This window comes from Streptomyces sp. NPDC001744, from assembly GCF_042892575.1.
Classification (GTDB): domain Bacteria; phylum Actinomycetota; class Actinomycetes; order Streptomycetales; family Streptomycetaceae; genus Streptomyces.
This window is the reverse complement of the sequence record NZ_JBIAUG010000006.1, coordinates 16,064-28,605: the sequence shown is the minus strand read 5'-3', so window position 1 is coordinate 28,605 and position 12,542 is coordinate 16,064. Positions and strand designations below refer to the sequence as shown.

Here is a 12,542-nt window from a genome sequence, read left to right as displayed (position 1 = left end):
CGCTACGCCTGGCGGCGGGCGGCGATCGCCTCGTACACCATGCCGACGAGCAGGTCGTCGGCGTCCCGGCGCCCGAACTCGGCGGCGGCGCGGGACATCTCGTACAACCGGTGCGGATCGGCCAGTACGGGCAGGACGTTGCCCTGCACCCACTGCGGCGTCAGCTCCGCGTCGTCGACGAGGAGCCCGCCGCCGGCCTTGACCACCGGCTGGGCGTTGAGCCGCTGTTCGCCGTTGCCGATGGGCAGCGGGACGTACGCGGCGGGCAGCCCGACGGCGGAGAGCTCGGCGACGGTCATCGCGCCCGCGCGGCAGAGCATCATGTCGGCCGCGGCGTACGCGAGATCCATCCGGTCCACGTACGGTACCGGCACGTACGGCGGCATACCGGGCATGTTGTCGACGCGCGGCATTTCGTTCTTCGGGCCGACCGCGTGCAGGATCTGGATGCCGGAGCGCTGGAGCACCGGGGCGACCTGCTGGATCACCTCGTTGAGCCGCCGGGCGCCCTGCGAACCGCCGGAGACCAGCAGCGTCGGCAGGTTCGGGTCGAGGCCGAAGGCGGCGCGCGCCTCGGGCCGCACCCGCGCCCGGTCGAGGGTCGCGATGGTGTGCCGCAGCGGGATGCCGATGTAACGGGCGTTGCGGAGCTTGCTGTCCGGGGTGGCGACGGCGACCCCGGCCGCGTACCGCGAACCGATCTTGTTGGCCAGGCCCGGCCGGGCGTTGGCCTCGTGGACCACGATCGGCACGCCGAGCCGCTTGGCCGCCAGGTAGCCGGGCAGCGCCACGTAGCCGCCGAAGCCGACCACGCAGTCCGCCCGGGTGCGCTCCAGGATCTGCTCGGCCGCCTTGATCGTGCCGCGCAGCCGTCCGGGGACGGTGATCAGCTCGGGGGTGGGCTTGCGGGGCAGCGGCACGGCGGGGATGAGCGCCAGCTCGTAGCCCCGCTCGGGCACGAGCCGGGTCTCCAGACCCTTCTCCGTGCCGAGCGCCGTGATGCCCACGCTGGGGTCCTGCCTCCGCAGGGCGTCCGCGAGGGCGAGCGCGGGCTCGATGTGGCCGGCGGTCCCCCCACCGGCGAGTACGACATGCACCGAAATTCACCGCTCTCCGGACGGGCGCTTCTTCACGCGCCGTCGCATCGACTTCCATCTCTTCCCGACCCGCTTGCCCCAGCCGGGGCGGCGCATGGCCAGGGCCGCTTTCGCGGCGGGTTCCTGTCGCGCGAAGGCGATGAGGAGCCCGACGGCGAACATGGTCGGCAGCAGGGCCGACCCTCCGTAGGAGAACAGCGGGAGGGGGACACCGGCGATCGGCAGCAGGCCGAGCACCGCACCGATGTTGATCACGGCCTGCGCCGTGATCCAGGTGGTCACACCTCCCGCGGCGAACCTCACGAAGGGGTCCTCCGTGCCTCCGGCCACGCGGATACCCGCATAGCCTAGAGCCGCGAACAGGGCGAGTACCGACAGCGTCCCCGCGAGGCCCAGTTCCTCACCGGTGACCGCGAAGATGAAGTCGGTGTGCGCCTCCGGCAGTTGGCCCCATTTCTCCACGCTCGCACCGAGCCCGGAACCGAACCAGCCGCCCGACGCCAGAGCATAGATTCCGTGCGCGGCCTGCAGGCAGGGGGCTCCCTCGCCGCCCGGATCGGTCGCCCCGATGCAGTCGAAGCGCTTCATCCGGTTGTCGCTCGTCTTGATGAGCAGCACGCCGATCGCGCCGGCGGTCCCGAGCACGCCGACGAAGAGCCGGGTGGGCGCTCCGGCCGTCCAGAGCAGGCCGAAGAGGATCGCGGCGAGGATGATCGAGGTGCCCATGTCGCCGCCGAGCATGATCAGGCCGAGCAGCATGAAGGCGCCCGGGACCAGCGGCACCAGCATGTGCTTCCACTGGGTCAGGAGCCGCATGTCCTGTTTGCGGGCGAGCAGGTCGGCCCCCCACAGGATCAGCGCCAGCTTGCCGAACTCGCTGGGCTGGAGCTGGAAGGGGCCGCCGAGGGAGATCCAGTTCTGGTTGCCGTTGACCGCGTGCCCTATCCCGGGGATCTGGACCAGGATCATCAGGAAGACCGCGCCGACCAGGAGCGGATAGGCCAGCGCCCGGTGCAGCTTCACCGGCATCCGGGAGGCGACGAACAGCAGTCCGGTGCCGAGGAGGGCGGCGAAGAACTGCTTCCGGAAGAAGTACGAGGGCACCAGCTCGTAGGTGAGCGCCGTGATCATCGAGGCGGAGTAGACCATCACGAGCCCGAGGGCGGTGATGAGCATCCCCGCGCCGATGATCACGTAGTACGCCGTGAGAGGGCGGTCCCACGCCTTCCTGGCCCGCTCGTACAGACCCCGCGCCCCTCCGCCCCGCGTCCGCCGCGGGGTCGCGGGAGTCCGCCCTCCGCCGCGTGCGGCGGAGGGCCGGCGCGTCCCGGCGATCTTGCTCGGCATGGTCGCTGTCCCCTCCGGTCGTGTCCGGTGCTGCCGGACCCTCCCACTGGTCGGGTCAGGCGTCCCCGGTGGCGGCGAGGGCGCGGACCGCGTCCGCGAACGCATCGCCGCGCTCGTTGTAGTTGGTGAACATGTCCATCGAGGCGCAGGCCGGGGCGAGCAGGACCGTGTCTCCCGGGCGGGCGAGCCGGGCCGCCTCGCGGACCGCCTCGGACATCGCCCCAGTGTCGGTCCGGTCGAGGTCCACCACCGGGACCTCCGGGGCGTGTCGCGCCAGGGCTTCGCGGATCAGGGCCCGGTCGGCGCCGATCAGGACGGCTCCGCGCAGGCGCTTCGCCGCCTTCCGCACCAGCTCGTCGAAGGTGGCGCCCTTGGCGAGGCCGCCGGCGATCCAGACGACCGGGTCGTAGGCCGCCAACGAGGCTTCCGCGGCGTGGGTGTTGGTGGCCTTGGAGTCGTCCACGTACACGACCCCCCCGACCTCCTCGACCGGCTCGATGCGGTGGGGATCGGGCCGGAAGGCCCTGAGGCCCTCCCGTACGGCCCTGGCGTCGACGCCGAAGGCGCGGGCCAGGGCGGCCGCGGCGAGGGCGTTGGCGACGTTGTGCGGGGCCGCGGGCCGCACGTCCGCGACCTCGGCCAGCTCCTGGGCGTTCTTCTGCCGGTTCTCCACGAAGGCCCGGTCGACGAGGATGCCCTCGACCACGCCGAGTTCGGAGGGGCCGGGGGTGCCGAGGGTGAAGCCGATCGCCCGGCAGCCCTCCTCGACGTCGGCCTCGCGGACCAGGTCCTCGGTCGCCGCGTCGGCCGTGTTGTAGACGCAGGCGACCCGGTTGCCCTCGTAGATCCGGCCCTTGTCGGCGGCGTACGCCTCCATGGAGCCGTGCCAGTCGAGGTGGTCGGGCGCCAGGTTGAGCACGGCGGCCGAGTGGGCGCGGACCGAGGGCGCCCAGTGGAGCTGGTAGCTGGAGAGTTCGACGGCGAGCACGTCGTACTCCTCCGCGCCGAGGACGGCGTCGAGGAGCGAGACGCCGATGTTGCCGACGGCGGCGGTCCGCAGGCCGGCCGCCTCCAGGATGGAGGCGAGCATCCGCACGGTCGTGGTCTTGCCGTTGGTGCCGGTGACCGCGAGCCAGGGGGCGGCTCCGGGGCCCCGGAGCCGCCAGGCCAGTTCGACGTCGCCCCAGATCTCGACGCCCGCCTCGGCGGCGGCCGTGAAGAGCGGCTTGTCGGGGCGCCAGCCGGGAGCGGTGACGATCAGCTCGGTGCCGGACGGCAGGGAGTCGCCGTCGCCGAGCCGGACGGCGATCCCCTCCGCCTCCAGGGCGGCGGCCTGGGCCCGGGAGCGCTCGTCGTCGCCGTCGTTGACCACGGTCACCCGCGCGCCGAGTCCGCGCAGGGCGCGGGCGGCCGGGACGCCGGAGACGCCGAGTCCCGCGACGGTGACGTTCTTGCCGTTCCAGTCGAGCCGTTCCGTCACTTCGCCGACGCCCATCCCGCGTAGAAGAGGCCCAGGCCCACGATCACGCACATGCCCTGGATGATCCAGAACCGGACGACGACCAGGACCTCGGACCACCCCTTGAGTTCGAAGTGGTGCTGGAGGGGGGCCATCCGGAAGACGCGCTTGCCGGTCATCTTGAACGAGCCGACCTGGATGACCACGGACATCGTGATCAGCACGAACAGGCCGCCGAGCAGCGCCAGCAGGAGCTCCGTACGGGAGCAGATGGCGAGACCGGCGAGGGCGCCGCCGAGGGCGAGCGAGCCGGTGTCGCCCATGAAGATCTTGGCGGGCGAGGTGTTCCACCAGAGGAAGCCGAAACAGGCTCCCATGAGGGCGGAGGCCACGACCGCGAGGTCGAGCGGGTCACGGACCTCGAAGCAGGCGTTCGGGTTGGTGAGGGTCAGCGCGTTGGCGCAGGACTCCTGGAACTGCCAGAGGCCGATGAAGGTGTACGCGCCGAAGACCATCACCGAGGCGCCGGTGGCCAGGCCGTCCAGACCATCCGTCAGGTTCACGCCGTTGGACATGGCCAGGATCATGAAGAGCGCCCAGACCACGAAGAGCACCGGGCCGATGGTCCAGCCGAAGTCCGTGATGAAGGAGAGCTTCTCGGAGGCCGGGGTGAGGCCGCGCGAGTCGGAGAACTGGAGCGCGAGCACCGCGAAGGCGATGCCCACGATCAGCTGGCCGGCCATCTTCGCCTTGGCCCGCAGGCCGAGCGACCGCTGCTTGACGATCTTGATGTAGTCGTCGAGGAAGCCGACCAGGCCCATGCCGGTCATCAGGAAGAGGACCAGCACGCCGGAGTAGGAGAGCGGTTCGCCGGTGATGACCTTGGCCAGGGCGTACGCGATGAGCGTGGCCAGGATGAAGGAGATGCCGCCCATGGTGGGCGTGCCCTTCTTCCCGGCGTGGCCGCGGGGGCCGTCGTCGCGGATGAACTGCCCGTACCCCTTGCGCGCGAGGAGCTTGATGAGCAGCGGGGTGCCGATCAGGGTCAGGAAGAGCCCGATGGCCCCCGCGAAGAGGATCTGCCTCATCGGCCGGTGACCTCGCCCTCGGTGTCGAGGAGGGCCGTGGCGACCTGTTCGAGACCGACCGACCTGGACGCCTTCACAAGGACGACGTCTCCCGGGCGCAGCTCACTGCGCAACAGGTCGACCGCCGCCTGCGCGTCGGACACGTGCACCGACTCCTCACCCCACGAACCCTCGTTATATGCGCCCAGTTGCAGCCAGGACGCTTCCCTGTCCCCGACCGCCACGAGCTTGCTGACGTTGAGCCGGACGGCGAGCCGTCCGACCGCGTCGTGCTCGGCGAGCGACGCGTCACCGAGTTCGGCCATCTTGCCGAGCACCGCCCACGTGCGGCCCCCGCGGGCCTGTGCGGCCCTGCCCATGGCCGCGAGCGCGCGCAGGGCGGCTCGCATGGACTCGGGATTCGCGTTGTAGGCGTCGTTGACGATCGTCACGCCGTCCGGACGCTCGGTGACCTCCATGCGCCAGCGCGACAGGGAGCCGGCCTCGGAGAGCGCGGTGGCGATCTCCTCGACAGGCATGCCCAGCTCGTGCGCGACGGCGGCTGCGGCGAGCGCGTTCGACACGTGGTGCTCACCGTACAGGCGCAAGGTCACGTCGCTGCACCCGGTGGGTGTGTGAAGCCGGAAAGAGGGCGTCCCGGCCTCCGTGAGGTGGACGTTCTCGGCACGTACGGCCGCTTCGTCCGCTTCGCCGAAGAGGACCACCCGGGCCTTGGTGCGGTCCGCCATGGCGCGGACGAGGGGGTCGTCGGCGTTGAGGACCGCCACTCCCCCCTCGGCCTCGGTGGGCAGCGCCTCGACCAGTTCGCCCTTGGCCACGGCGATCTGCTCCCGGCCGCCGAACTCTCCGATGTGGGCGGAGCCCACGTTGAGGACGAGGCCGATGCGGGGCGGGGTGAGGCCGGTGAGGTAGCGGATGTGGCCGATGCCGCGGGCGCCCATCTCCAGGACCAGGTGCCGGGTCTCGTCGGTCGCGCGGAGCGCCGTGAGCGGCAGGCCGATCTCGTTGTTGAGCGAGCCGGGCGTCCACACGGTGGGGGCGTGCCGGCCGAGGACCTGGGCGATCAGGTCCTTGGTGGAGGTCTTGCCCGCCGAGCCGGTGAGGGCGACGACATCGGTGCCGAGCCGTTCGACGACGGCTCGGGCGAGGGCCCCGAGGGCGGTCTGGACGTCGTCCACGACGATCGCGGGCACGCCGACGGGGCGGGTGGCGAGTACGGCCGTCGCACCCGCCTCGACGGCGCGTTCCGCGTAGTCGTGGCCGTCGACGCGCTCACCGGCGAAGGCCGCGAAGAGGCTGCCGGCCCGCACCTCGCGGGAGTCGATGACGACGGGCCCGGTGATCCGGGCGTCAGCGTCCGGTATGTCGTGCGTCTGCCCGCCGACGATTCCGGCGATCTCGGCGAGGGAGAGGGCGATCACTGCTTCATCCCTGACTGTTCTGGTGAGTGGCTTCGGCGCTGTTGTCCGACGGGACGGCCGGAGCGGTCGGGGCGTTCCGTTCGAGGATCGCGGCGCGCAGGACCTCGCGGTCGTCGAAGGGGCGGACGGTTCCGGCGGTCTCCTGGCCCTGTTCGTGGCCCTTGCCCGCGACCAGGACGGTGTCGCCCGGCCGGGCGCGGGCGACGGCGGCAGCGATCGCGGCGGCGCGGTCGGCGAGGACGAGCACCTCGCCGCGCTCGCCGGCGGGCACCTCCGCGGCGCCCGCGAGCATGGCGGTGAGGATGGCGAGGGGGTCCTCGGAGCGGGGGTTGTCCGAGGTGAGGACGGCGGTGTCGGCGAGCCGGGCCGCGGCGGCGCCCATCGGGCCGCGCTTGGTGGTGTCGCGGTCGCCGCCGCAGCCGATGACCACGTGCAGCCGGCCCTCGGTGACCTCGCGCAGGGAGCGCAGGACCGATTCGACGGCGTCCGTCTTGTGCGCGTAGTCGACGACCGCGAGGTACGGCTGGCCGGCGTCCACGCGCTCCAGGCGGCCCGGTACGCCGGGGACGGCGGCGACGCCCTCGGCGGCGGCCTTCGGGTCGAGGCCGGCGACGGCGAGGGTCGCGATCGCGGCGAGGGTGTTGGCGACGTTGAACGGGCCGGGCAGCGGGGCGGTGGCGGGAATCCGCTCGCCCCCGGGGCCGACGGCGGTGAACGTCGAGTCGTGGGAGCCCAGGACGAGGCCCTCGGCGCGCCAGTCGGCGTCGGCGCGGCCCTCGGCGGAGAAGGTGACGACCGGGACGCCGGCCTCCCCGGCGAGCCTGCGGCCGTACGCGTCGTCCAGGTTGACCACGGCCAGGCGGCTGCGGGCGGGCGTGAAGAGCCCGGCCTTGGCCCGGTAGTAGTCCTCCATGTCGGAGTGGAACTCCATGTGCTCCGGGCTGAGGTTGTTGAAGACGGCGACGTCGAAGACGCAGCCGTCGACCCGGCCGAGCACGAGGGCGTGGCTGGAGACCTCCATGGCGACGGCCTCCACGTCCCGCTCGCGCATGACGGCGAAGAGGGCCTGGAGGTCGGTGGCCTCGGGGGTGGTGCGCTCGGACTTGACGCGCTCGTCGCCGATCCGCATCTCGACGGTGCCGACGAGTCCGGTCCGCCGTCCGGCGCCGCGCAGTCCCCCCTCCACCAGGTAGGCGGTGGTGGTCTTGCCGGAGGTGCCGGTGATGCCGATCTTCAGGAGGCCGGCGCCGGGCCGTCCGTAGATCTCGGCGGCGAGTTCGCCCATCCGGCCGCGCGGGTCCTCGACGACCAGGACCGGCAGGCCGGTCGCGGCGGCGCGGTCGGCGCCCGCCGGGTCGGTGAGGATCGCGGCGGCGCCGAGTCCGGCGGCCTGGGCGACGAAGTCGGCGCCGTGGGCGCGGGCGCCGGGCAGGGCCGCGTACACGTCCCCGGGGCGCACCGCCCGGGAGTCGTGCGTGATGCCCGTGACCTCGGCGGTCCCGGTGACGTCGGTCCCGAGCTGCGCGGCCAGGTCGCCCAGGGGCGTCGGGCGGACCCGTTCCGGCCGTGGCGGGGTGGTTCGGTACTGATCAGCGTGTGGCACGGCGGTGAGCGTACCGGGCGCACCCTGTGGGGGGCCAAAAGAGCCGGGGGTCTCGCCGGAGTTCGATTTCCGGTTCCCGGAATGGGGGGTGATCGTTGTCACTGGTGCTCCCGGAGTGTCACGGGGTGGGGTCGAAGGTGACCGGCAGTCGGGCGGGGGCGTCGCCGGTGGGGGCGACGTGGAGGGTCTTGAGGGAGAACTCCATGACCTTCTTGTAGACGGGTCCGCAGATCTGGCCGCCGAAGTGGCTGCCCCGGGTGGGGTTCTGGACGGCGCAGTAGACGGTGATCCGCGGTTTGTCGGCGGGGGCGAAGCCGGCGAAGGAGGCGGTGTAGCCCTTGTACCGGCCGAGTTCGGGATCGACCCGGTTGGCGGTGCCGGTCTTGCCCGCGACGCGGTATCCGGGGATGGCGGCCTTGGTGCCGGTGCCCTCCCGGTCCTCGACGACGGACTCCAGCATGGTGGCGAGGGTCCTGGCGGTCTTCTCGCTGACGACCCGTGACCGCTCGGGCTCGGGCGCCCGGGCGAAGCGTCCGTCGGGTCCCCTGGTGCCGCGGACGAGCGTCGGGGCGATCCGCATCCCTCCGTTGGCGATGGTGGAGTACACGGAGGCGGCCTGGACGGCGTTGACGGAGAGTCCCTGGCCGAAGGGGATCGTGTACTGCTGCGAGGTCGACCAGTCCTGGGGCTTGGCGAGGATGCCGGAGGTCTCCCCCGGATAGCCGAGGCCGGTGGGGCTGCCGATGCCGAACCTGCGCAGGTAGGAGTGGAGGACCTTGTTGGACTCGGCCTGGGTGGGGCCGAGCCGGCCGGTGGCGAGGATGGTGCCGATGTTGCTGGACTTGGCGAGGACGCCGTTGAGGGTCAGGTACCAGGTCTCGTGGTCGACGTCGTCCTTGAAGAGCCGGTCGCCGCGGTGGAGCCGGTTGGGGACGGTGACGTGGGTGTCGGGGGCGGCCTTGCCCTCCTCCAGGACGGCGGCCATGGACATGACCTTGCTGGTGGAGCCGGGCTCGTAGGCGTCCTGGAGGGCGGCGTTGCCCATGGCGGCGGAGTTGGCGGCGGAGAGGTCGTTGGGGTCGAAGCCGGGGGCGTTGGCCATGGCGAGGATCTCGCCGGTCGCGGTGTCCTGCACGACGACGTAGCCGCGGTCGGCCGCGGACTTCTCCACCTGTTCGGTGATGGCCCGCTGGGCGGCCCACTGGATGTCCCGGTCGATGGTCAGCTCGATGTCGGAGCCGGGGACGGCGGGGGTGCCCCGGGAGCCCGCGGTGGGCACCTGGCGACCGCCGGACTGGGTGAAGCGGATGATGCCGTCCTTGCCGGCCAGCTCCGGGTCGAGCATGGACTCCACGCCGCCGGCGCCCCGGCCCTCGGCGTTGACGTATCCCAGTATCCCGGCGGCGAGTCCGCCGTTCGGGTAGACGCGCTTGCTGCTGGGCTCGCTGAGGACGCCGCCGAGGAGGTTGACCCCCTTGCCGCCCGCGGAGGTCTGGGCCTTCTGGCCGTAGAACCTCTTGAGGTCCTTGATCTGGTTCCACACCTGCGGGGTCTGCTTGCGGGCGAGCAGGGTGTAGCGGGACTTGGGGGTGCGGAGCTTCTTCGCCAGTTCGGCGGGCCGCTTGCCGAGGATCGGGGCGAGGAGGGCGGCCGCCCGCTCGGGGGCGTCCGCGGTTCCGCTCTCCTCGGGGGTGAAGAGCTTGGGGTCGGCGGTGATGTCGTACGCGTCGACGCTGGCGGCGAGGGCGATGCCGTTGCGGTCGGTGATCTCGCCCCGTTCGGCGGAGAGCGTGTACTCCTGGAAGCGGTACTTGTCGGCCTTGGCGGCGTACGCGCCGGCGTCGACGGCCTGGACCTGGAGCAGCCGGACGACGAAGACCAGCATGACGAGGGTCAGGCCCAGGGAGACCAGGCGCAGCCGGGGCCGGGGGTTGCCGAGCCGGATGGTGCGGGGCCGCCGGGCCGGGGGGCGGGGCGCGGTCCGGCCGGCGGCCGGGCGCGGCGCGGGGCGGGGGGCCCGGGGCCCGCCGGAGGCCGCGGCGGGCCGTGGCCGGGCGGGCCGGGCGGGGCCGGGGACACGGCGGCGCGGGGGCTCCTTGGGGGGCACTGCTCGGTCACCTGCCGGAGGTCGTCGGAGCGGTTGCGGTCGCGGTCGTCGTCGGGGCGGCGGGGGACCCCGCGGTGGGCGGGACCGTCGGGGCGGAGGTCGGCGCGGGGGCGGCGGAGGGCCTGCCGAGCACCTTGCCGTCCGGGCCGAGGAAGGCGGGGCTGCCGCCCGGGACCATGCCGAGTTCGCGGGCGCGCCGTTCCAGGGCGTCGGGGGCCGCGTAGTCGTCCACGGCCCGCTGGAGGGCCTGTTCCTCGTCGGTCAGTTCGGTGGTCTCGTTCTTCAGCTCGTTCAGCCGGAAGGAGCCCTGGTTGAGCGCCGAGTTCAGCAGGAGGAGGCTGATCAGGCCGCCGCCGAGCAGCACCACGACGAGCAGGACGAAGGGGGTGCGGGCGGGCGTGCCGGGCTCCGACGGCATGAGCCGTCCGAGCCGTTCGGCCCGCCCCTTGAGCGGCCCCTTCGCCGGGCTCACGGGACGTCTTTCCGGATGCGCTCGGCGCCCCGCAGCCGGGCCGGGGCGGCGCGCCGGTTCTCGGCGACCTCCTCCTCGGTGGGCAGTTCGGCGCCGCGGGTGAGCAGCTTCAGGCGGGGCTGGTACTTCTCGGGGACGACCGGCAGGCCGGGCGGGGCGGTGGTCGCCGCACCGGCCGCGAAGACCTGCTTGACGATGCGGTCCTCCAGCGACTGGTACGAGAGGACGGCGATCCGGCCGCCGAGGGCGAGGGCCTTCACGGCCGCCGGGATCGCCCGCTCGACGCTCTCCAGTTCGTGGTTGACCTCGATGCGCAGGGCCTGGAAGGTGCGCTTGGCCGGGTTGCCGCCGGTGCGCTTGGCGGCCTGGGGCAGGGCGTCGCGGATGAGTTCGACCAGCCGGGCGCTGGTGGTGAACGGTTCCCGCTCGCGCTCGCGCACGATCGCGGAGACGATCCGCTTGGCCTGCTTCTCCTCGCCGTACGCGCGCAGGATGCGGACCAGCTCGCCGGGCGGGTAGGTGTTGAGGACCTCGGCCGCGCCGATGCCGGTCGACTGGTCCATGCGCATGTCGAGCGGGGCGTCCTGGGCGTAGGCGAAGCCCCGGTCGGCCTCGTCGAGCTGCATGGAGGAGACGCCCAGGTCGAACAGGACGCCGTCCGCCTCGGCGATGCCGAGCCGGTCGAGGACCTCGGGCAGTTCGTCGTACACCGCGTGGACGAGGGTGGCGCGGTCCCCGTGGGGGGCGAGCCGTTCGCCGGAGAGCCGCAGGGCCTCCTTGTCCCGGTCGAGGGCGACGAGCCGCACCTCGGGGAACCGTTCCAGGAGGGCCTCGCTGTGGCCGCCGAGCCCCAGGGTGCAGTCGACGACGACCGCGCCGGGGCGCTCCAGGGCGGGGGCCAACATGTCCAGGCACCGCTGGAGCATCACCGGGACGTGTCGGTCGTTGCTCAACGCACCTTCTCGGGTCGGGCACGGGGGCACGTACCGCCGGGTCCCCACCCGCTCGCCGCCGGGGCGCCCCGGCTGAAGGGGAGGGTCGCCCGGCGCCGGAAGGGCGCGTCGGCCGACCGGCGAGCGGGAGGAGGCCGAGCCGTAGGTACCGCCGCACACACGGGGGAGAAACAGCGGAAACCGCTCGTCTTCTCCGTGAACTTCGCGTCACTTTAGTCCACCGGACCCGCCGGTCAATCAACCGGCTGGCGCGTCGCACGGCTCCGGTGCGCCGGAGGGACATTCCGGACGGGTCACCCGTTCGGGACGTGCCCCTCACCCTTGTGGATTACCTCACAACAAGGTTCATTGACGTTCTTTGTCCCTTCTCACGACGGGCCCCGGCGACCCGTGGCCGATAACGTCTGAACCATGTCGACCTCCGCACACCACTCCGCCGACGCCGTACGGACCGGCTCCACGGTCACCGACCGTCTCGTCGAGGCGAACGAACGCTACGCCGCCGACTTCACCGATCCCGGAATGGACGCGCGCCCCGTGCTGGGCGTCGCCGTCGTCGCCTGCATGGACGCCCGTCTCGACCTGCACGCGGCCCTCGGCCTCGAACTCGGCGACTGCCACACCATCCGCAACGCGGGCGGCGTGGTCACCGACGACGTGATCCGCTCGCTCACCATCAGCCAGCGCGCCCTGAAGACGCGCAGCGTGGTCCTGATCCACCACACCAACTGCGGTCTGGAGTCCCTCACCGAGGAGTTCCGGCACGAGCTGGAGATGGAGGTCGGCCAGCGGCCGGCCTGGGCGGTCGAGGCGTTCCGCGACGTGGACCAGGACGTCCGGCAGTCGATGCAGCGGGTGCGGACCTCCCCCTTCCTGCTGCACACCGACGACGTGCGGGGCTTCGTCTTCGACGTGACGACGGGCCTGCTGCGCGAGATCGACCCGTCGGACGGCTCCCCCTCCGACCAGGTTTAACGGTCGAAACCCCGGCATAT

At 72.5% G+C, this 12,542-nt stretch carries 10 protein-coding genes; 1 reads left to right on the top strand and 9 read right to left on the bottom strand.

Annotated features, from left to right (window positions below; translation table 11 throughout):
• Positions 1-2: 2 nt before the first annotated feature.
• From murG to rsmH, 9 genes are read right to left on the bottom strand one after another with little or no spacing between them, the layout of a single operon-like run.
• Positions 3-1,097, bottom strand: coding sequence for an undecaprenyldiphospho-muramoylpentapeptide beta-N-acetylglucosaminyltransferase (gene murG, locus ACFYZY_RS09495; protein WP_388691422.1), 1,095 nt, complete (start codon positions 1,095-1,097; stop codon positions 3-5).
• A gap of 6 nt (positions 1,098-1,103) precedes the next feature.
• Positions 1,104-2,444, bottom strand: a complete 1,341-nt coding sequence (gene ftsW, locus ACFYZY_RS09490) for a putative lipid II flippase FtsW (RefSeq protein WP_388691420.1) — start codon at positions 2,442-2,444, stop codon at positions 1,104-1,106.
• Positions 2,445-2,499: 55 nt separating this feature from the next.
• A complete protein-coding gene (gene murD, locus ACFYZY_RS09485) occupies positions 2,500-3,939 on the bottom strand; it encodes a UDP-N-acetylmuramoyl-L-alanine--D-glutamate ligase (protein WP_388691417.1) in 1,440 nt (479 codons plus the stop codon).
• Complete coding sequence (mraY, locus tag ACFYZY_RS09480) at positions 3,921-4,991, bottom strand: phospho-N-acetylmuramoyl-pentapeptide-transferase (RefSeq protein WP_388691415.1); 1,071 nt, start codon at positions 4,989-4,991, stop codon at positions 3,921-3,923. The genes murD and mraY overlap by 19 nt, the downstream gene beginning before the upstream one ends.
• A complete protein-coding gene (gene murF / locus ACFYZY_RS09475) occupies positions 4,988-6,412 on the bottom strand; it encodes a UDP-N-acetylmuramoyl-tripeptide--D-alanyl-D-alanine ligase (RefSeq protein WP_388691412.1) in 1,425 nt (474 codons plus the stop codon). Before murF ends, mraY begins: the two co-directional genes overlap by 4 nt.
• A gap of 4 nt (positions 6,413-6,416) precedes the next feature.
• Positions 6,417-8,117, bottom strand: a complete 1,701-nt coding sequence (locus tag ACFYZY_RS09470) for a UDP-N-acetylmuramoyl-L-alanyl-D-glutamate--2,6-diaminopimelate ligase (RefSeq protein ID WP_388691410.1) — start codon at positions 8,115-8,117, stop codon at positions 6,417-6,419.
• 16 nt (positions 8,118-8,133) lie between these two features.
• Positions 8,134-10,122, bottom strand: coding sequence for a peptidoglycan D,D-transpeptidase FtsI family protein (locus tag ACFYZY_RS09465; protein ID WP_388691407.1), 1,989 nt, complete (start codon positions 10,120-10,122; stop codon positions 8,134-8,136).
• A gap of 7 nt (positions 10,123-10,129) precedes the next feature.
• The gene (locus ACFYZY_RS09460) at positions 10,130-10,594 is read right to left on the bottom strand and encodes a septum formation initiator family protein (protein WP_388691404.1); all 465 of its coding nucleotides are present in this window, start codon (positions 10,592-10,594) and stop codon (positions 10,130-10,132) included.
• Entirely contained in the window at positions 10,591-11,547 is a 957-nt protein-coding gene (rsmH, locus tag ACFYZY_RS09455) for a 16S rRNA (cytosine(1402)-N(4))-methyltransferase RsmH (RefSeq protein ID WP_388691401.1), read from the bottom strand. Before rsmH ends, ACFYZY_RS09460 begins: the two co-directional genes overlap by 4 nt.
• Positions 11,548-11,958: 411 nt before the next feature.
• Here rsmH and ACFYZY_RS09450 point away from each other — a divergent pair, with 411 nt between their 5' ends.
• Positions 11,959-12,522, top strand: a complete 564-nt coding sequence (locus ACFYZY_RS09450; RefSeq protein WP_388691399.1) for a beta-class carbonic anhydrase — start codon at positions 11,959-11,961, stop codon at positions 12,520-12,522.
• The last annotated feature ends 20 nt before the right edge of the window (positions 12,523-12,542 follow it).